This is a genomic window from Bacteroidia bacterium (genome assembly GCA_020852255.1).
Taxonomy (GTDB): Bacteria; Bacteroidota; Bacteroidia; order JADZBD01; family JADZBD01; genus JADZBD01.
This window is the reverse complement of the sequence record JADZBD010000002.1, coordinates 375,195-394,808: the sequence shown is the minus strand read 5'-3', so window position 1 is coordinate 394,808 and position 19,614 is coordinate 375,195. Positions and strand designations below refer to the sequence as shown.

The following is a 19,614-nucleotide window of genomic DNA, read 5'->3' as shown; positions in this document are numbered from 1 at the left end:
CCGGCAGAAGATCTGCCGGGGCTATATTGATAATGTTAGCGGAAACTATTTCGCAATACTGAATTTCTTGGTGAGTTTATTTCCGTTCGCGGTAAGCGTGTAGAAATAGGTGCCCGACTGCAGATTCAGATCGGAAATCTTAATGGTATGCTGTCCGGCTGCCTTGTTGCCTTCGTTGAACACAGCCACCACTTTTCCGGTCATATCCATGATCTCGAGTTTAACCGCTGAACTCTTCTCAATCTGATAAATCAGGTTGAAATCGGCTACAGATGGGTTTGGATAGTTCTGTCCAAGACGGATACCGTTAACGAAATCTTCAGTCATACCCACATTGGTAGTTACTGTCTCGTACGTAAGGATGTTCAGGTTCTGGATATAGTTCATTCCGTCGCCTGAAGTAATACCACCAGAACCGTCACAGTCGTAGTAAAGGTTCGCACCGCTCGTTGTGGGCAAGGTTCCATAAGTGGCATACTCGGTCCAAACTGCGAAGGAATTCGCATTATACCAGGTGGTGGAGTTCACCTTGAAAGCACCCGTTTGAGTCTGGTAGGCCAGAAGTGCATTCGGGCTGCTGCCGCAGGAACCCTGGAATGATCCAAATCCGGCAAGTACACCGCAGGTATCCTGTTTGTTACCATGATATTCCAGGCGCACGGAATATTTTTTTCCGTTGGAAGGGATCACAAATCCATTGCTTCCGTTAACAGGTATAGATACATAGTAGGCCTGCAGCCAGTTTGTTCCGTGAGGTATGTCCTGAGGGAAATAAAGGGTGTCGGACCAGTAAACGGTAGTGGAAGGATATCCATTCGCATTTACGTTCATCAGCTTAACGATAAGTGTATCATCAGTTGTGGAGTTATTCTCCTGACCGATGATAAAATAGATGGAATCTACTTTCACCTGCTGAACACTGTTGAGCGGGTAGCCGACAGGGCTCGGGTTCGCATAGCTGTCAATAATGGTATCAAATGCTGTTACTACATACTTCAGCGCGGTGTCTCCCTGAGCTGCATTGTAGTTCCAGTTCATGTCCCATATGAAACGATCGTAAGTATCGCCACCGGTCCACCAGGTATAAGCATCGGCGGTATCATAGTCAACGATAAATGAACTGATGGCTTCAGGACCGTTAAGGTGCGAAGGCTTCACAACATTGTTGATAGGCCGGTGCAGCTTCGTTCGGGGGTTCATAGGTATGTTCTGCGTTTGTGCAAACATGGCTCCTCCCATCAAAAGAACGACTGCAATAATGTAGAGTTTCTTCATTGTTCTTGGTTTTTGTTTTAGGGCTGTTGAAATTTCTGCGAAGTTACTTAAAAGACGGCCAACCCCCAAAATGGAGGCCTGCATAAATAAGCTGTTGTGTTGGTGTAATTATCTGATAATCAAAGAACGGGAGACTGTCCCATCTTTGTTCACTAAACGGATGTGAAAGAGCCCGGCCGCCCAGCTTCGGGTATCAATAAAAATCTGATCCCGGAAAGAGCAGGTAAAAATGATCCGGCCTGTTGCGTCCAGGATCTCCAGGTTCGACTCTGTGTGCAGATCGGCAGATTGAATAGAAACAGGTTGTCCTTGCTGAACGGGATTAGGAAATACCGAGAACCGGAATGGTTCGGATTCATTAACGCCGTTTGTAGGGGTGCGGTATGCACAGCTGTCGATGCCGATATAATCTGAACGTGACCCAAGCGGGCCGCCATTTTCTATAAAATAGCGAAAGGCGAAGCGTCCGCTCACCCCCTGGGCGGGTAGACCCGAGAGTATGACCATGTATTTTTTCCAGTGGCAGGGATAACCATTGGGATATCCTGTAGAATCGTAAGTGGGATTGATGTCAAGTAACGACTGGGTAAAATCTCCTGTATCACTGGCATTAGCACCCACATTGAGCCCGGTTCCATTCGGACTGAACCGGAGCTGCAGCCTGTCAGGAAAGGTTGGAATCAGGGAGGAGTCAACGGTGCGGGTGTAAAACAGAATCGAATCTCCGTTACGAAACCAGCGAACCGGTGAGATCAGCCAGGTGCTGATGGTACCGCTGCCGGAACAGCTGTTGTAATTTGCTGCAAAATATCCGTTCTGGGAATGGGCGGTAAATACCGTAGTGTTACCGGCAAACCAGGAAGTAGGTCCGGCAGGATTGCTATTGTTCAGCGTAACCCATCCGTTATTGACTACCGTGGCGGAATCCTCAAATTCTTCAGTAATATTTTGTGCACTAAGTGCAGAGTATAGAAACAGAAGAATTGAGTACAAAAGATATTTCATGACAGCGTAACGTGAATGATGCAAAGATATTGACTAAAAATAAAAAAGCCCCGCTTTTACACGGGGCTTTTATTCGTTGGTGACGATTTAGTGAACAACAGTCATCTTCTTTCCAAGACGATTGTTGTCGGCCTGGAGAAGGATGAAGAAAGTTCCTGCACCAATCTCTTTTGCATCGAGGTTTAACTCGTGCTTGCCGGCGTTCAGGTTCTTCAGCTCAATCTTTTTGATCAGTTTTCCGTTCAGATCGTTGATAACGATCATTACGTCTTTTGCACTGTTCTCAAGTTCGAAGGAAACGGTCGTGTTGCCCATTGTGGGGTTCGGGAAATTCTGGTACAGCTTGATGCCATTGATAAAGTTGCCATCAGCAATACCGGAATTCATATTCACGATCGGGAAAATAGCCCAGTCAATGTTCAGACCCCAGTTCTGCGGCTCATAAGCGGTGTGCCATGTATTGTCGCTCCATTGCTCCCAGCTTTGATCCATCATACCTGCACCTCCGTCCTCTGTAGAAACAAGACCAACGGTGTCACCTGCGCTATTGAAGGCGAGGTTGATGCCTGCACCATAGTCAACGGTAGCGGCGTAGGGTGAAGGAAGAGTAACAAAAACAAATCCTCCTGCTCCGCTCGAGGTTGTATCAATGGCGCCAATCATGATGTCGTTGCTTGTGTTAGCGATCGGGTTGTTGGCAGGACAAGGTGCGTTTCCGGTGGAAGCGGTTCCTGTTCCGGTCATTGCCCACAGGCTGGAAACAACTTTAGAAGTATTGTTTCCGGAAGTGAATACTTTACCGCCAAACCAGTAGCAAATGCCTTCCACAGAATAGGGCGAGGTTACCATGAAAGCCTGTACTTTCTTAAGGTCACCGTAGCCATTATGACCGCCCACAAATCCGCCTCCTGTAGAGGAGAAAATGGTAGGAGAGGCAGTTCCGCCACCCATTGGGAAATTTCCCCAAAGGGTATCAGTGGGGGTTACCATCACGGAAGGGTTTCCGTTTTTGGCGTTAGAGTTCACAGGAGCCTGAACAGTTTCGCCGGTAGAAGGGCGCTGTGCCATAAGTCCTGCGCACACTCCAAGTGACAGAGTAATTGCGTAGAGTTTTTTCATTGAATTGAGTTTTGGTTTATTGTTTTTGTTTTCGGGTTTTCCGGTCACGAAGTTACGAAATATAGCCTTACGCCACCACTTCGGCATATTGCTCCAGGGGCGGACAGGTACATACCAGATTCCGGTCGCCGGCTGCATTGTCAACTCGCCCTACTGAAGGCCAGAACTTATTGTCTTTCACCCACTTAAGAGGATAAACGGCCGCCTGACGGGTGTAGGGGAATTTCCACTGATCGGCGGTGGCCCTGCGTACAGTGTGCGGAGCATTTTTGAGCAGGTTGTTCGCCGGATCTGCCTGACCCTTTTCGATGGCTTCGATCTCCTGCCGGATTTGGATCAGCGCTTCACAGAAACGATCCAGTTCGGCCTTGCTTTCGCTTTCTGTCGGCTCTACCATCAGGGTATCGTGAACAGGAAATGCAACGGTTGGTGCATGAAATCCATAATCCATGAGTCGCTTGGCCATATCACCGACTTCCACCCCGGAGGTTTTCTTGAAATCCTTGCAATCGAGGATCATCTCGTGGGCCACGCGCCCATTCGTTCCCACATAGAGAATGGGATAATGATCTTTCAGAATTTCTTTCATGTAATTGGCGTTCAGAATCGCTGTGCAGGTGGCGGCTTTTAAGCCCGGACCTCCCAGCATTTTAATATACCCGTACGAAATCAGCAGGATGAGTGCCGATCCGAAGGGTGCGGCGGAAACTGCTGGTATGGCTTTATCGCTGCCTGATTTTACGAAGGGATGTCCGGGGAGGAAGGGAAGCAGATGTTTTGCCACACCGATGGGCCCCATGCCCGGTCCGCCGCCGCCGTGCGGAATGGCAAATGTTTTATGCAGATTGAGGTGACATACGTCCGCCCCGATATTTCCGGGTGAGGTGAGTCCCACCTGCGCATTCATATTGGCACCATCCATGTATACCTGACCGCCATTGTCGTGAATGATGCCCGTAATCTCACGGATGCCTTCCTCAAATACTCCATGGGTGCTGGGATAGGTTACCATCAGACAGGAGAGTTCATTCTTATGCTGTTCAGCTTTCTGCTTCAGATCTGCGATATCAATATTTCCTTTTTCATCGCATTTAACAAGTACAATCTTCATTCCGGCCATTGCAGCGCTGGCAGGATTGGTTCCGTGTGCTGAGGTGGGAATAAGCGCAATGTTTCGCTGAGTGTTTCCGTTGGCCAGATGAAAAGCACGTATCACAAGCAGGCCGGCATATTCGCCCTGTGCGCCGGAATTTGGCTGAAAACTCATACCGGCGAAACCCGTAATAACGGCAAGATCGCGGTTGAGGGTGTTAATTAGTTCCAGATAGCCTTCGGCCTGATCTGACGGAACAAACGGATGAAGGTTGGCAAACTCGGGCCAGGTAAGCGGCAGAAGTTCTGATGCTGCATTCAGTTTCATGGTACAGGATCCCAATGAGATCATGGAATGCGTCAGCGAAAGATCTTTGTTTTCCAGCCGCTTGATGTATCGCATCATTTCGCTTTCGCTGTGATACGAAGAAAAGATGGGATGATCAAGAATGGGGGAGGTACGCTTTAGACCGGAATCCTGAAGAACACCTTTCTCGTTATGGATGGTGTCTGCCGTTACACTGCTTTTGATTCCAAAAATCCCTAGAAGATCATTCAGATCACCGGAACTTACGGTTTCATCCAGAGCAATGATCACTTCATCGTTGCCTTTATACTGTAAATTAATAGCAGTGGCCAGTGCAGCGGTACGGATGCGGTTCTGATCAGCACCGGTGATATGAAGGGTATCGAAAAACAGCGTTCCCTTCACATTGATGCCGGCTTTTTTCAGTTCGCGGTAAAGTATGGCTGTGCAGGAATGAATATGAGCTGCAATGCTGCGAATCCCCTTTGGTCCGTGATACACCGCATACATGGAAGCCATGATCGCCAGAAGTGCTTGCGCCGTGCAAATATTCGAGGTGGCTTTTTCCCTTCGAATATGTTGTTCACGTGTTTGCAGTGCCATGCGCAGTGCGGGCCGGCCGTCGGCATCTACGCTCACGCCAATAATACGACCGGGGAATAACCGCTTGTAATCTTCTTTTGCGGCGAAAAATGCGGCATGTGGACCTCCGAATCCCATCGGAACACCGAAACGCTGGCTGTTTCCAAACACCACATCAGCGCCCATCTCTCCGGGCGGTCGAAGCAGGGCAAGTGACAAAAGATCGGCTCCTACGGCTACCGGAATACCGGCTGTCTGGCAGTTTTTTATGAAGACCGAGGGATCAGTCACGCTTCCGTTGGAATCGGGATACTGAATGAGGGCACCGAAGAATTTTTCTCCTCCTTTGAAGGATTCCGGTGTGCCGGTAACTACTTCAATTCCTAAAGGAATGGCCCGTGTGGTGATCACATCCAGGGTTTGGGGGAAACAATTGGAGCTCACAAAGAACGCAACCGCCCCGGCCTTCTCCTTCTCCCTGCTGCGCGAACTGAAAAACATACTCATAGCCTCTGCAGCGGCTGTAGCCTCATCCAGCAGCGATGCATTGGCTACCGGCATCCCTGTCATACTGCAAATCATGGTTTGGTAATTCAGCAATGCTTCAAGACGCCCCTGGGAAATCTCGGCCTGATACGGAGTATAAGCGGTATACCATCCCGGATTCTCAAGAATGTTTCTCTGGATGACCGGAGGAAGAATGGTCCCGTAATATCCGGCTCCGATATATGACCGGAACAATTTGTTTTTTCTACCCAGTCCGCGAATATGATTCAGGTATTCGAACTCCGTCATTCCCTGCCCGATAGCGAGCGGTTGCTGCAGACGAATGGCCTGCGGAACGGTTTGTGCGATCAGTTCATCAATACTCTTGACTCCGATCTGCTGAAGCATGGCCGCAGTCTCCTCTGCGTTGGGTCCGTTGTGTCTGTTTACGAAGGCATCCATAGGATTTATTTTAAGGAAACAAATATAATACAATGGCGACAGGAGACGCATGGTTTTTACCGTCCCGTGGAAATGTTTTTTGTAGCTTTACAATAGGATGAATGGTTGGATTATTACCCTGTTATATTTTTCTGTCCTTAGCGCTTATGCACAGCAGGCGGATACCTTGCGATTAACAGACTCCCTCTTCCTGATGAATGGAGAGATCCTCCCGACGAAGATTCTGGACACATTGCCGGAAACAGTATACTGCCTGCATCCCAGGCCAACCAAAAAGCATCCGGAGCGGAAACTGCTGATGGAGCGGGATCGCCTCTTCTCGGTTAAGTACGCCAACGGAACAGAACGGGTGTTCTATATCTACGATACCATGGCCGGTAATTTTTTCACGGTTCCTGAAATGCGGAATTTTATGCATGGGGAACAGGATGCTGCCCGTTACCACAACACTGCTCTTGAATTCTGGCTTGGAGCGGGAATCGGGTTTGCCTCAGGGGCCCTGCTACCCAATTATGGCGGATATTTTTACGCATACCTTCCTCCTTTTGCCTACTCAGGGGCACTGCTGATACCTTTTATTAAGGTGAGAGCGCCTAACTATAAAGTGAGAGGTGCGCCGCACTACGATGTTTACCTTGTAGGATATGAGCGCGTAGCACGAAAGAAAAAGATAGTGGCCAGTCTCAAAGGTGCCGCCATCGGACTGGTCGCCGGAAGTCTGCTTTATTTCTCGCTGCCTGATTCCTTCTACGATAAACACCTATGAGGTTTCCCGGTATCCCTGGCCGGTTCCTGACGGACGGGAATATTTTTATTGCACTTTCGGGTGCCGTACTTTATGCCGGATCAATGGTCAGGCATCAGCGGGTACCGGAGTGGGAACCGATGCTGTTTGTATTCTGCAGCATTTTTTTCCTTTATAATTTGCAGCGCCTGGTTCTCATCCGAAAGGAGGATGCGGCACTGAGCGAACGGCAGCGGTTATTTATTCGTTTTCGGGGTGGGATAATCACCGCAGTCATCCTGTCTGCCGGAATGATGGGTTTCTATTTTCTGTTTCGTGCCACTCGTTTTGAACAGATTGTTTTTCTCTGTACGGGAATCATTTCCCTTGCCTATTTTATTCCCGGTGTCAACCTGAGAAAGTACGGATGGCTGAAGCCGTTTCTGATCGGAATTACCTGGGGATTTTTTATCAGCGGAATAAGCATGGAATCTTTCGGCCGGGAAATGTGGGTTACATGTGCAGAGCGCGCATGTTTTATCACTTCCCTCGCTTTCCTGTTCGACCTGCGGGATGTAGCGCGGGATAGGGCAGATGGAATAAAAACCTGGCCGCAAATGGTGGATACAGACGGCACCCGTAAGCTGTCCTGGTTTTTTTTTCTGGCCACTCTGTTTATTGCCGGAATTTTCAAGGAAACTTTTTTTCCCTGGATGATCACCGCGGCGATCTATTTCCCTTTATCCTTTCTGGCATCGCCTGAACGGCGGGAACTGTTTTTTACGTTGGGAATAGACGGGGTGATACTGGTGATGGGATTGTCCGAGTGGCTGCTGGCCTAGAATTCGATCCGGTAACCCCCGTACGGAAATACACCGAGCTGGTATTCTTCCACGATGGTACTTGTCTTCGGATCGTAGATCTGACGCAGTACGTTTTTCCGGTCGGTCACATTTTCTACATTGAGGAATAAATAATGTGCGGTCTTTTTCCTGTTGATACGAACGCTTACTTTCAGATCCAGCCGCGAGTAATCTTTAAATTTTTCCGAAAACGCAAGACTGTCTGAATAAACCGCACTGTTTTCTGCGGCCGAAGCAACAAGGTCAATGGGTGTGTAGCGGTTTCCCGCAGCCAGTGTGAATTTCATATCCAGTTCCAGCAGCACGTTCTTCTTCTTTCCAACCGGAAGTTCATACCCGGCCAGCTGATTGTAAACATATCCTCCCGAAAAGGCGGTTGGGCGTATTTTCCCATCGGCTGCGGAGTAATCCGACTGATACAGCGAAACAGAAGTCAGGAAGTAATACCGCTTGCTGAAAAACTTTTCGAAAGTAAATTCTATGCCCCGGCTACTTCCTGTACCGGAATTATACAGGCTGTCCATCAGCGGAAGACCTTCTATGTCGTTTCCTGAGTTAATGAGCGAGAAAGTGCTGTTACGGGAAGTATCAATGGGAATGTGAAACAAGTACTGATAGTATACTTCAGCCTTCATCCGAAAGTCCTTTTTAAATACCAGGTCGTACCCTGCTACCGCATGAACACTCTTTGAAAAATCCAGTTCCAGATTACTCTGTGTGTAAGACTGACTAAGGGTATCGTATGTTTTGTAAAAATAATAAAGCATGGGTGCTGTTTGGCTGTGTATTCCGCCGGCAAGAGAGAGAGACTGGTTCTTTTTAAACTGAAACCTCCATCCGATACGGGGTTCAGCGATTTGCCGCCCGTTAAGGACTAGGTACTGGTGGTGAATCCCTGTATTCATACTGTGCTTTTCGTTGATCCGGTATTGCCAGTGAAGAAATGACTGGAGGACCCCGGTACCGTCGTTTTGTTTTAACTGATCTACATTTATCAGGCTTTTCCGCGACCAGAAATAAGTGTGATAATCGAACAAAAAGCCGGAATAATTAATTCCGGTTTTAAACAGGTGCCGGGCATTCATTTTCCATGTGAGAACATAGGAGAGAATATGGGAATCTTCCGATGATTCATTGGTGTAAACCCGGAAGGGTACCTTTGTGCTGCTCAGCGTATCAATTATTGCGCTGAAACCTCCCCGTGTGAAGCCGGCGGAAAATTTTCCTGAAATGTCAGGTGTGAAAAAATAGACGTGGTTCATTCCCAGCGCAAACATATTGCTGCCGAAGATCAGGTCTTCCCCGCCGTCCGTTAGCGCCCAGTTGGTGGTGTCACGTTCACTGTCCAGCAGTTCAATATGACTCTTGCCTCCAATTCCCCACAGAGAGAATTGTCCGGCTTTTTTCGTGGGTATGTTGAACTTCACCGTTGCGTCACTGTACTCCGGAATTCCCGAAACACCAAAGTTTACCCCAATCAGATCAAAAAAAGCGAAAGTGCTGTACCGGTAAGCGGCGATGAAGGACGACCCCTGTTTTTTTGAAATAGGACCTTCGGCTCCCAGCTCAAAGCCGTTAAAGCCGATCTGCGAAGTGAATTCGTATTTTTCGTTATTGCCGTTCTTTAGCCGGAGATCGAAAACAGCGGCACTCTTGTTTCCGTATTCTGCAGGGAACGCTCCCGTGAGAAAATCACTGCCGGCCAGCAGATTATTATTAAGAATACTGATCGGACCGCCGGTGGCACCCTGATTCGAGAAGTGGTTGGGGTTGGGAATGTCAAGTCCTTCCAGCCGCCAGAGCACGCCAAGTGGAGAATTGCCCCGAACGATGATGTCATTTCGCAGATCGTTCGCAGACGCTACACCGGCGTAATTGGCTACCATCTTGCTGGGATCTGCCCGCGAACCGGCATAGCGCTCCGTTTCCTCGCTTTGAAAATTCCGGGAACTATTCGTCACCAGATCATTGTTCGCTTTGGTCTGGTCAATATTCCCGTAAATCTGCACTTCATCGCTCATGATAACACTTTCAGTTAGTTCAATCTGCAGAATAACTTCCTTTCCTGTTCCCACCACCAGGTTATCCAGCTTGCGTTCTTCGTATCCGATAAATGAGAAAGTCATCCGGTGACGCCCTACCGGAACCTCACGGATCCTGAATTTTCCGTCTGCATCACTGGTGGAAGTCTTGACCGAATCTCCAAAGAACATCTTTACGGCAACACCGGGAATGGGCGATTTCGAGTCGGCATCTATAACGGTTCCGCGCACCGTCTGCGTAAGCGTCTGTGCGAGGAGTGTGCCCGAACCGGCCGTGAACAGAATGAGAAAAAGGATCGTCCTCATCAGGAGTCGCAAAGGTATAGAACTTATATCTCCTTCGAAAGAAAACGGGTCAGTAACCGGGGCATAGGATAAAGCCTGTAATCTGCACTACGGATCAGGCGCTCGCCGGGCAACAACACCAGTCTCTTTTTCAGTTGCAGGACGAATAACCGGCAATGGATCTTTTGATGGGAAAGAATATGTATTACTTCACGGGGCTGACCGCTTACCACCACGGCGGCTGAGCGCAATTTCCGTGCTTTTAGAAACGCCGACAGGGCAGATGCGGCTCCCGCCGGCCGGGCAGTTTCAATAAGCGGCAAGTCGAACAATCCCTGCCAAATATCTTTTTCTGTTCGTTCATGTATCAGTATCCGGCCGCTGTATTCGCACAGAAAGTAATGAAAGTAGCGGTCTCTTACCGCCGTCTTCTTTTTCTTTACCGGGAAGCAATGGGCTTGCTTTTTTATTCCTGCTACACAAACATCCCGAAATATGCATGAAGTACAATCGGGCGATGCCGGAATACAGTAAAGTGCACCGAATTCCATGATCGCCTGGTTGAATTCCGATGGCCGCTGCCCCTTCATCCACTCCTGTGCGTGAGCCATCACTTTTCTCCTTCCTGCGGCCGTATCCACTGCTGTCCGGATGCCATGAAGCCGGCTTAAAAATCGCATCACATTTCCGTCTGCCACCGCCCGGGCTTCATCGTAACAGAAAGACGCAATTGCAGCGGCAGTGTACGGTCCGATTCCTTTGAGACGGATCAGTCCTGAATAATCACCGGGAAATCTTCCTCTTAGTTTGTAAGAAACCGTTCGGGCCGTTTCGTGAAGATTTCTGGCACGGGAATAATATCCCAGCCCCTCCCAGGCCTTCAGAACTTTTTCGCGGGAAGCCTTCGCGAGGGCGTTCACATCAGGAAAGATTTTCAGGAATCGTTCATAGTAAGGCAACCCTTGATCAACCCTCGTCTGCTGAAGAATGATTTCACTGAGCCACACCTTATATATATCACGTGTCTCCCTCCATGGAAGCGCTCGCTTATGCGTCCGGTACCAGGAAATCAGTTGATCTGAGAAGCTTTTCATGGGATTACAACTGGCAGAGAATCAGAGTAATACTAAGAAATATTTTATAATTCCTTCAAAATCAAATTATTATGTTTGTGCTTGATTGTGAAGTTCAAAGAAATTTGATGTATCTTTGCTAAATATTAATGGTTTGATTTTAAATACCTTATAATATGACAAAAGCTGAAATCGTAACGAGGATCTCCGAAAAAACCGGAATCGAAAAGGTGGTTGTCCTCACTGCAGTGGAAGCATTCATGACGGAAGTGAAAAATTCTCTCGCCGAAGGTAAGAATATCTACCTCAGGGGGTTTGGAAGCTTCATTACAAAAAAGAGAGCGGAAAAACTCGGAAGGAATATTTCTAAGAATACCACGGTTGTGATTCCTGCTCACTTTATTCCTTCCTTCAAGCCGGCGAAGACATTTGTGGAGAAGGTGAAGAAGAATGTGGCTGTTTCCCAATAGTTTCTGTAAAAAGTTATGAGATCACCACAGGCCATAGCGGTTGCTGTGGCATTGGTTATTGGAGTTCTTTTATTTATTGCTCCCCGAATTCCGGAGGCCGCTGAAAAGACGGAAGTTATCCAGGAATTCATTTCAGCTCCTGCTCTGTGGGAGGAAGAGCTACAGGTGTTGTCCGAGCCGGACCGGAAACGGGTGGAACAGTGGGCGTTGAATACCCGGGCCGACAGCATCAGGGAATATTTCAGCCTGCGTCACCGCCCGATAGGTGCTGCAGCCTACATGTACCTGGTTGCCGAAAAAAGTGGCAAGACCGCAGACTGGATGAAAGCAGCCACAGATTTTTACAAGGCCGCTATGCTCAGCAAACCGGAGCAGCGATCCCGGGCATATAGTCTGGCGATTCATTCCTGCGACATGATTCTCCGGATGGAACCCGGAAACAGGGAAGCGCGGTTGAAGAAGGCAGTGTGCCTGGTGGAACAGAAAAGCGACCCCATGAAAGGTGTTGCGCTGCTGAAAGAATTGATCGCTGAAGACAGCACGTTTGTGGATGCCCACATACAACTCGGTTTCTTTTCCATGCAATCGGGCCAGTGGGAAAAAGCGGAGAGCCGGTTCCGCACGGCGCTGAGAGTTGACAGCAACTATGTAGATGCCTGGCTATATTTAGGACAAGCATTGGAGCTGAAGGGAGATAAGGAGGGAGCAATAAAGGAATATGAGAAATATTACACCCTGACCACGGACACCCTGATCCGGTCAGAAGTGAGAAAGTACATAGATAAATTAAAACAGTAAAAACGAATTGACATGCCCAGCGGTAAGAAAAGAAAACGTCATAAGATGGCTACTCACAAACGTAAAAAGCGTTTGCGCAAGAACCGCCATAAGAAAAAGAATCGTTAATCGTCATTAACGATGTTTCCGCGCAGCGGCCTTTTGCCGTTGCGAATAACTGAACTTTCCCGAAAACAGAATGCGGAACATTCCGTACGTTCTGTTTTTGAGAACAATTTGAATAGCTTTGAGTAAAGAACTTATTATCGATAACGCACCGAATGAAACGGTGATCGCTCTTTTGAATGAAAAACGCCTGGTGGAACTCCACCGGGAAAAGAGCAACAAAAGTTTTAATGTTGGTGATATCTATCTGGGCAAGGTCAAAAAGGTGATGCCCGGGTTGAACGCCGCCTTTGTAGACGTGGGTTATGAGAAGGATGCTTTTCTTCATTACCTGGATCTTGGGCCGCAGGTGTTGTCACTTATTAAATTTGTAAAAACGGCTACCACCGGAAAGGGCTCTCCCAAACTGGAGTTCTTTACCTGTGAACGGGATATACATAAGGACGGTAAAATCACGCAGATCGTACAGTCTGGAATGCACGTACTAGTGCAGATTGCCAAGGAGCCGATCTCTTCTAAAGGACCGCGAATCACTTCTGAGATTTCTCTTGCAGGCCGTTATGTTGTGCTTGTTCCGTTCTCAGATAAAGTTTCTGTTTCGCAGAAGATCCGGGAAAAGGAGGAACGTGACCGTCTGAAAAAACTGGTTCAGGGCGTGCTTCCCGCGAATTACGGAGCAATTATCCGCACCGTGGCCGAGAACAGAACCGTGGCCGAGTTACATGCCGATCTGAATGACCTGATCAGCAAATGGGAATCCATCTTCAATGAATTGACCAAAGCAGCGCCTCCGCAAAGAGTACTCGGGGAAATTGATCGTACAAATGCGATCCTGCGCGACCTTCTGAATGAGAGCTTCAGTGCTATTCATGTGAAGGATCAGAAGATGCATGATGACATGAAGGGCTTTTTGCACCAGATTGCTCCCGATAAGGAGAAGATCCTCAAGTTGTATAAGGGCACCGTTCCTATCTTTGATCATTTTGGAGTAGATAAGCAGGTTAAAGCTCTGTTCGGAAAGCATGTTACCATGCGTTCCGGCGGATACCTGATTATTGAGCACACGGAGGCGATGCATGTGGTGGATGTGAACAGCGGGAACCGTGCCCGTTCGGATAATTCTCAGGAAGCAAATGCGCTTGAAGTGAATCTGGAGGCAGCAGCCGAAATCGCGCGCCAGCTGCGTCTGCGCGATATGGGGGGTATCATAGTAGTCGACTTCATTGATCTCCATAATCCCGATAACAGAAAGAAGCTTTTTGAAAAACTTAAGAATGAAATGCGCCTCGACCGGGCCAAGCACAATATCTTGCCTCCCAGTAAATTCGGATTGGTGCAGATTACAAGGCAGCGCGTGCGACCGGAAATGAATGTGGTTACGGCGGAAAAGTGCCCCGCCTGCGGAGGAAGCGGAGAAATTCAGGCCAGCGTATTGCTGCTGGACCAGATTGAAAATGATGTGAAATACATCATGCAGGAACTCAACGAAAAGCGCGTAGTGCTGGCAGTTCATCCTTTCCTGGAATCACATCTTACGCGCGGATGGTTTACAATGAAAGGGAAATGGGCGAAGAAATACGGCGGTAAACTGGAAGTGAAGGGCATGAATAATTATCACTTCCTTGAATATCATTTTTTCAACCGCGACGAGGAGGAGATCAAGATATAATTACTGCTTTTTATTCTTGAGGCGTACTTTCCGGAGCATCGGGAGCGCCCGTTCAGAATAAAATCCTTTTTTCTGCCATATCTTTTCCAATTGCTCTTCTGCCTTTTTAAATTCCTTCATCTGAACGTAACACTGGGCCAGCTCCCATTCAGCTTCTTCGGCAAAACTGGTATGAATGCTGCCGGTCACACGTTCCAGATAGGATACGGCATCTGCCGCCCTGTTGAGATTCTTGTAACATACGGATGCGTAGAAGAGGGCGTTTACATCATTGGGTTCATAGGAAATAAGAACATTGTAGAGTTTCAGCGCTGATGCGTAGTTTCCTTCTGAGAAATTTTCCATAGCCTTCCGGATCACATCTTCTGTAGTTACCCACTCCAGATCCTTTCCCTCTTTCTTTCTGAGATCCTTTTCTTGTTCATTTTCAAACCGGGCTTCCGTAGATCGGATCTGGTCCGGCACTTCTTCCCCGCTAACATAATAATATGCGTAGTGTGTTACTTTCAGGTCGAAAAGAAAAGTGTCTTTCAGGTTGTCCTTCGGCGAAACAAGCCCATTCTCAGGGGCAGCAGGATTGTTCAAAGGTGAAACTTTCTGCTGAGGCATTACCCAGAAGGATGTATCCTTTGCGGTATAGAAATCCGGCTGGACTTCCATTTTTTTTACCGGTTCCCTGATCAGCGATCCTACTTCCTTGTCCTTTTCTACGAGTGCGTTCAGCATCTTGTTCCGGCTTTGTTCCGGCGCTGCCGTTAACGTACCAGCAGATGAATCTGCACGTTTTGTTTGCCTGTCTGCCTTTTCTGAAATCAGGTTCTCTTTTGAGTCATTCTGGAAGAGAAATATCCCTGCCACAATGGCTGCTGCGGCCGCAGCAGAACTCAGGACCTTCCAACGAATGATGTTCTTAGGTTGAGGCTCCGGCGGCAGATCCGCTGCAGTGAACGGATGTTGCCGGAAACCTTCCACAGCATCGTTGCATAACTCGCAATGAAGCAGGTGTTTTTCTACCGCATGGGCTGCACCCTGCGAAAGGGAGCCCTTCACATATTCTTCCATCTCGCCGAGGCTAAGACAGTGCCGGTTATTTGGGGATGTGGACATTTTTTTCGAGCAGTATCTTAAGGTTTCTCTTTCCGTTCTGGAGGTGGCTTTTTACAGCATTCATGGTATAGCCGGTTCGTTCTGCCACCTGGGCATAACTGCATTCCTCTATATAAAATAAGCGTAGACATTTTTCCTGGTCAGGGTTGAGTTCTTTCAGGCACGTTTCAAGCCTGTGGTAATCGCTCTCCCTGCTGATAAGACGTTCTTCTTCCCCGGATTCCATAGTGGGGGAGGAGAAATATCGCAGCGCTGCATTCCTTTCATTTTCAACACCTTTCTTTCGTAAAATGGAGATGCAATGATTGCGCGTCACAAATCCCAGCCAGCCCCGGAAGTTTTGTATTTCGGCATGCTTTAATTCTTTCAGTAACTTTTCAAATACCTGAGAGGCAGCATCCTTGGCCTCATCTTTGTCCTTGAGGTATTTTAAACTCATACCCATTACAAGATGTACATACCTTCGGTAAAGCTCCGAAAACGCCGACCGGTCACCGGTGCTGCGGTACAACCGGAGCAGTTCAGTGTCAGGGGTCTGTTCTGCCATGCTTCTTAAACGGACAAAGACTCATTCTGTTAGGCAGTAAATGTACTTTTTTAAAAAATGTGGAGAGCGTATGGAATTTCCAGTCCCCCTCGTCTTATTAACAAAAACATCCTTTACCCTAAAACCATATAACATGAATACCAACGTATTAAAAAAGATGATTTTCGGACTGCTTTTCCTATGCGGATGTTCCGGCATGCTGGCACAAACCGGGGAAATCAGCGGAACGGTGAACGATGAAAACGGAGAATCGTTCCCGGGCGTCAACGTGTTTCTGATCTCCGGAAAGGAAATACTCAGAACGGCGCAAACTGATGTGAACGGGAGATATGTAATAAAGCCACTGGATGCCGGTGAGTACACCGTTCGTGTGCATTTTCTTGGCTACGACACCCTGCAAACGGACATCACGGTATCCGGAGGAAAAACTTCCTTCAGGAATTTTAAAATGAGTATGAAAGCAACAGTTCTCGACGGAATCGTTATTCTTCCCAAATATGAAAGCATGGTGTCTGAAACCATGTGCTCCGGAAAGAAAATTGACTACATGGAAATTAAACAGATGCCGTCCAATAAGGGCGATATCGTGAACATTGCTTCCAATGTTACTCCGGGATTAATGCCTACACCCGACGGAAAAGATGTCTACATCCGGGGTTCACGCCGGGGTACCACCGCCTATTTCATAGATGATCAGCGTGTCATCGGAACATTCGGCGTGCCTTCTCTTTCTATTCAGGGCATGACCGTATATACCGGGGGTATTCCTGCAATGTACGGGGATGTAACAGGTGGCATCGTTGCGATCAGCACCAAAACGTATTTTTCAGGCCTCAGCCAGAAACGGGCGATGGTTAAGGCATATAATGAAAATCAAATGGTAGAGTCGGAAGACTGATGCCTCATTCTGCCGACCGGTTGCCCTGCAGACCCCCGGTGTGCAGGGCAATCACTTTTTCTCCCTTCATGAATACTCCTTTCTCGGTCAGATCCAGCAGTCCCCACATCATTTTTGCTGTATAAATGCAGTCCAGCGGAATTCCTGTGTCTTCCCTGAATTCCCGTGCAAATTTGCGAAGTTCGGGTGTAATTGCCCCGTACCTTCCGAACGAATAATCGTAATAGAGTTTCCAGCGTGAACGGAGATTTTTATCCGGACCAACCCACCCCGTGATCCTCTCTTCCAGAAACTGAGCTTCTGATAAAACAGGAATACCGATAGCCATTTGTGCCTTTTCGAGCGAGGTGATCAGTCCGGCAAGTGTAGAGCCCGTACCGCAGGCACATACAATAAAGTCGAAGGGTTCATGAATCTCCGCGATGATACCGGCGCATCCCCTGGTAGCTTCTTCATTGGCTCCTCCTTCCGGAACATGATAAACGTCTCCGAATTTTTCGAGTATTTTTTTCTTTTCCTCCGGCCGGTGTTTGTTCCGGTATTGTTCCCGTGTAAGAAAGTGCAGGTCCATTCCTTGCTCTGCAGCACGGCGAAGGGTGGCATTGCTCTCCGGGTTCAGCTCATCGCCCCGGATAATTCCGATCGTTTTAAAGCCAAACTCTTTTCCGGCAGCGGCTGTGGCGGCAATATGGTTGGAATGGGCGCCTCCGTAGGTGAGAAGGGTGTTTTTCCCCTCCCGACGCATACGTTCAATATTAAACTTCAGTTTAAACCATTTATTGCCCCCGTATTCCGGGTGCAGCAGATCCAGGCGGAGTACCTGCAACCGAATGCCGGTTCTGAGGGTCACCGGCAACTCTACAGGCTGCAGTGGAATCACGGTTGCTTTACGAAGCGGCGAACGATTCGCCCGCCTTCATGATCCTGAAGTAGCAGGGTATATATCCCAGGTGCCAGTGCGGATAGCTCAATCACGGATCCGGAAACCAGGAAAGATCCTGCATCCATCACCTGTTTTCCGCTTACATCCAGCACGCTCCCGCTGTAGACCATACCCGGATGGGCCGTGAGTGTGAGCTGCTGGCCGGCGGGATTCGGGAAAAGTGTGACCTCTGTATAGTTATTCTCTTCCACGGAGGTGACGCAATCATAGATCACTGCGCCCTGGAATGTAAGATTCTGCGTCAGTGTCTGGCTGAAGGCAGCTGCAATCGGATTAGCGCCGACTCCGGAATACAGGATCAGGTTCACATCCTGTGCTCCGATATTCCCGGTGGTAATGTTGCTGTGAGATTCCAGCGTTCCTGTACCGGAAGTCATTTGAAAGTAGAATCCGAAACGGTCGCCGCCGTTCATATTGATGGCAGATGCGAACAGAAACTGGTTGTGAGGGAGCGGGCAGCTGATGGCAAATGCGGGCGTGATGTTGGTCATGGTCCCAATCAGCGTCCATGCACTGGCATTGTTCTCGCTGCCGACATGGGTTCCGTTCTTATAATATACCTCAATGGTGCGGGTACCTGCGTTTTGAGCGGTAAATGAAAAACCCTGGATCTGGATGGGATTCAGCGCCTCCAGATCGAAAAAATAGCCGTTCCGGGAAAAGGTGCTTACGCAAGGCGAGATCAGGGAGTCACACACCTGCGCCAGGAGGCCGGTGGGAAGAAGCAGGAGCAGAAGGAACTTTTTCATAGTTGTTTTTTTAAGTGGGAATGATGCTGCAAGTTACTGAATTTTCTCTGCATGGTGTCTTCCCCGGGACATCCCTACTGAGGGCCAATGTGCCGGAACCCGGGCAGCATCACTTTTTCTGAATTTTTTTTTGGTACGTATTGAAAAATGTATTTCTTTTGCAAACGATAAAAAGCAACGTTTAATTCTTTTACCGAAAAAAGAAATGAAAAACAAAAACATCAACGCGCTGAAAGCTGCCGCCCGCAGGGTGTTCGCAGCAGTGGCGGTTCTGTTTTCTATTCCCGCAGGAATAGTTTTTGCTACTTCTAAAGTTCCCTTTTTCCCGAGACGCTGATCGCGTCCGGCCTGCTCTGACTGCCTACGTGGTGGTCCCTCCCGACTCTCTTCCTGAAGTTTTGTGCCGTTGAAGTCAGTGACCGTTTGCCATTGACCTTATCCGGAACCGAACAACACGTTATTTCATTATGGAATTTAAAGGATCATTCCTGGTGCTGAATGCATCGGAAGAACATGCTGTTTTCGCAGAGCAAATCTGCCTTGAAATGGAGGCCTCCGCCAAAGCCCGTGGAACGGGTATTGCCAAACGGTCACCGGAATATATCGTTGAGAAAATCCGCGAGGGTAAAGCGGTAATTGCCTTCACACGCGGCGGTGATTGGGCCGGCTTCTGTTATATAGAAACCTGGGAACACGGAAAGTACGTGGCTAACTCAGGCCTGATTGTAGCTCCGGCATTCAGGAAGAGCGGACTGGCGCGTGAGATTAAACGAAAAATATTCAAACTCTCAAGGCGAATGTTTCCGGAGGCAAAGATTTTTGGTTTAACGACCGGACTGGCGGTCATGAAGATCAATTCCGATCTGGGGTATGGTCCGGTAACGTATTCTGAGCTTACATCGGACGAAGAATTCTGGAGCGGCTGCAGGAGCTGCATCAATTATCCCATCCTGCAAAGCAAAAACAGAACAAATTGTCTCTGTACAGCCATGCTATATAACCCTGCAGACCAA

At 48.3% G+C, this 19,614-nt stretch carries 17 protein-coding genes and 1 pseudogene; 8 read left to right on the top strand and 10 right to left on the bottom strand.

Annotated elements, in window-relative coordinates:
- Positions 1–45: 45 nt before the first annotated feature.
- From IT233_02485 to gcvP, 4 genes are all read right to left on the bottom strand, one after another.
- The gene (locus tag IT233_02485; protein ID MCC7301486.1) at positions 46–1,275 is read right to left on the bottom strand and encodes a T9SS type A sorting domain-containing protein; all 1,230 of its coding nucleotides are present in this window, start codon (positions 1,273–1,275) and stop codon (positions 46–48) included.
- A 108-nt stretch (positions 1,276–1,383) separates the two neighbouring features.
- Positions 1,384–2,280 (bottom strand): T9SS type A sorting domain-containing protein, encoded by an 897-nt coding sequence (locus IT233_02480; GenBank protein ID MCC7301485.1) that lies wholly within the window; start codon positions 2,278–2,280, stop codon positions 1,384–1,386.
- An 87-nt stretch (positions 2,281–2,367) separates the two neighbouring features.
- Positions 2,368–3,399 (bottom strand): T9SS type A sorting domain-containing protein, encoded by a 1,032-nt coding sequence (locus tag IT233_02475; protein ID MCC7301484.1) that lies wholly within the window; start codon positions 3,397–3,399, stop codon positions 2,368–2,370.
- A gap of 67 nt (positions 3,400–3,466) precedes the next feature.
- Entirely contained in the window at positions 3,467–6,379 is a 2,913-nt protein-coding gene (gene gcvP, locus IT233_02470) for an aminomethyl-transferring glycine dehydrogenase (GenBank protein MCC7301483.1), read from the bottom strand.
- A 46-nt stretch (positions 6,380–6,425) separates the two neighbouring features.
- On the opposite strand from gcvP, the gene IT233_02465 reads away from it, so the two are divergent.
- Positions 6,426–7,094, top strand: a complete 669-nt coding sequence (locus tag IT233_02465; protein MCC7301482.1) for a hypothetical protein — start codon at positions 6,426–6,428, stop codon at positions 7,092–7,094.
- Entirely contained in the window at positions 7,091–7,894 is an 804-nt protein-coding gene (locus IT233_02460; protein ID MCC7301481.1) for a hypothetical protein, read from the top strand. Before IT233_02465 ends, IT233_02460 begins: the two co-directional genes overlap by 4 nt.
- Here the strand turns inward: IT233_02460 and IT233_02455 are convergent.
- Both IT233_02455 and mutY read right to left on the bottom strand, forming a co-directional pair.
- Positions 7,891–10,263 (bottom strand): TonB-dependent receptor, encoded by a 2,373-nt coding sequence (locus IT233_02455; protein MCC7301480.1) that lies wholly within the window; start codon positions 10,261–10,263, stop codon positions 7,891–7,893. The genes IT233_02460 and IT233_02455 overlap by 4 nt on opposite strands.
- Positions 10,264–10,286: 23 nt before the next feature.
- The gene (gene mutY, locus IT233_02450) at positions 10,287–11,336 is read right to left on the bottom strand and encodes an A/G-specific adenine glycosylase (protein ID MCC7301479.1); all 1,050 of its coding nucleotides are present in this window, start codon (positions 11,334–11,336) and stop codon (positions 10,287–10,289) included.
- Between the two features lie 155 nt (positions 11,337–11,491).
- On the opposite strand from mutY, the gene IT233_02445 reads away from it, so the two are divergent.
- The 3 genes from IT233_02445 (at position 11,492) to IT233_02435 (ending at position 14,357) form a co-directional block, all read left to right on the top strand.
- Entirely contained in the window at positions 11,492–11,785 is a 294-nt protein-coding gene (locus tag IT233_02445) for an integration host factor subunit beta (GenBank protein MCC7301478.1), read from the top strand.
- A gap of 15 nt (positions 11,786–11,800) precedes the next feature.
- The gene (locus IT233_02440) at positions 11,801–12,583 is read left to right on the top strand and encodes a tetratricopeptide repeat protein (GenBank protein ID MCC7301477.1); all 783 of its coding nucleotides are present in this window, start codon (positions 11,801–11,803) and stop codon (positions 12,581–12,583) included.
- A 226-nt stretch (positions 12,584–12,809) separates the two neighbouring features.
- Entirely contained in the window at positions 12,810–14,357 is a 1,548-nt protein-coding gene (locus tag IT233_02435; protein ID MCC7301476.1) for an Rne/Rng family ribonuclease, read from the top strand.
- On the opposite strand, the gene IT233_02430 is transcribed toward IT233_02435, so the two are convergent.
- Positions 14,358–15,464, bottom strand: a complete 1,107-nt coding sequence (locus IT233_02430) for a CDC27 family protein (GenBank protein MCC7301475.1) — start codon at positions 15,462–15,464, stop codon at positions 14,358–14,360. It lies immediately after the preceding gene.
- Positions 15,445–16,011: an RNA polymerase sigma factor gene (locus IT233_02425; protein ID MCC7301474.1), complete on the bottom strand. Its 567-nt coding sequence runs from the start codon at positions 16,009–16,011 to the stop codon at positions 15,445–15,447. The genes IT233_02430 and IT233_02425 overlap by 20 nt, the downstream gene beginning before the upstream one ends.
- 133 nt (positions 16,012–16,144) lie before the next feature.
- On the opposite strand from IT233_02425, the gene IT233_02420 reads away from it, so the two are divergent.
- Complete coding sequence (locus IT233_02420) at positions 16,145–16,909, top strand: TonB-dependent receptor (protein MCC7301473.1); 765 nt, start codon at positions 16,145–16,147, stop codon at positions 16,907–16,909.
- A gap of 4 nt (positions 16,910–16,913) precedes the next feature.
- Here IT233_02420 and IT233_02415 read toward each other — a convergent pair whose 3' ends face one another.
- On the bottom strand, positions 16,914–17,789 hold the full coding sequence (locus IT233_02415) for a 1-aminocyclopropane-1-carboxylate deaminase/D-cysteine desulfhydrase (GenBank protein ID MCC7301472.1): 876 nt from the start codon (positions 17,787–17,789) through the stop codon (positions 16,914–16,916).
- The gene (locus IT233_02410) at positions 17,786–18,601 is read right to left on the bottom strand and encodes a T9SS type A sorting domain-containing protein (protein ID MCC7301471.1); all 816 of its coding nucleotides are present in this window, start codon (positions 18,599–18,601) and stop codon (positions 17,786–17,788) included. Before IT233_02410 ends, IT233_02415 begins: the two co-directional genes overlap by 4 nt.
- A gap of 130 nt (positions 18,602–18,731) precedes the next feature.
- Here IT233_02410 and IT233_02405 point away from each other — a divergent pair, with 130 nt between their 5' ends.
- Positions 18,732–18,938 (top strand): hypothetical protein, encoded by a 207-nt coding sequence (locus IT233_02405; GenBank protein MCC7301470.1) that lies wholly within the window; start codon positions 18,732–18,734, stop codon positions 18,936–18,938.
- A 130-nt stretch (positions 18,939–19,068) separates the two neighbouring features.
- A pseudogene (locus tag IT233_02400) lies at positions 19,069–19,611 on the top strand (GNAT family N-acetyltransferase).
- The last annotated feature ends 3 nt before the right edge of the window (positions 19,612–19,614 follow it).

Bases quoted from the DNA above. Each gene is read 5' to 3' on its own strand.
- IT233_02485 (MCC7301486.1), bottom strand. From the start codon at position 1,275: ATGAAGAAACTCTACATTATTGCAGTCGTTCTTTTGATGGGAGGAGCC.
- IT233_02480 (MCC7301485.1), bottom strand. From the start codon at position 2,280: ATGAAATATCTTTTGTACTCAATTCTTCTGTTTCTATACTCTGCACTT.
- IT233_02475 (MCC7301484.1), bottom strand. From the start codon at position 3,399: ATGAAAAAACTCTACGCAATTACTCTGTCACTTGGAGTGTGCGCAGGA.
- gcvP (MCC7301483.1), bottom strand. From the start codon at position 6,379: ATGCGTCTCCTGTCGCCATTGTATTATATTTGTTTCCTTAAAATAAAT.
- IT233_02465 (MCC7301482.1), top strand. From the start codon at position 6,426: ATGAATGGTTGGATTATTACCCTGTTATATTTTTCTGTCCTTAGCGCT.
- IT233_02460 (MCC7301481.1), top strand. From the start codon at position 7,091: ATGAGGTTTCCCGGTATCCCTGGCCGGTTCCTGACGGACGGGAATATT.
- IT233_02455 (MCC7301480.1), bottom strand. From the start codon at position 10,263: ATGAGGACGATCCTTTTTCTCATTCTGTTCACGGCCGGTTCGGGCACA.
- mutY (MCC7301479.1), bottom strand. From the start codon at position 11,336: ATGAAAAGCTTCTCAGATCAACTGATTTCCTGGTACCGGACGCATAAG.
- IT233_02445 (MCC7301478.1), top strand. From the start codon at position 11,492: ATGACAAAAGCTGAAATCGTAACGAGGATCTCCGAAAAAACCGGAATC.
- IT233_02440 (MCC7301477.1), top strand. From the start codon at position 11,801: ATGAGATCACCACAGGCCATAGCGGTTGCTGTGGCATTGGTTATTGGA.
- IT233_02430 (MCC7301475.1), bottom strand. From the start codon at position 15,464: ATGTCCACATCCCCAAATAACCGGCACTGTCTTAGCCTCGGCGAGATG.
- IT233_02425 (MCC7301474.1), bottom strand. From the start codon at position 16,011: ATGGCAGAACAGACCCCTGACACTGAACTGCTCCGGTTGTACCGCAGC.
- IT233_02420 (MCC7301473.1), top strand. From the start codon at position 16,145: ATGAATACCAACGTATTAAAAAAGATGATTTTCGGACTGCTTTTCCTA.
- IT233_02410 (MCC7301471.1), bottom strand. From the start codon at position 18,601: ATGAAAAAGTTCCTTCTGCTCCTGCTTCTTCCCACCGGCCTCCTGGCG.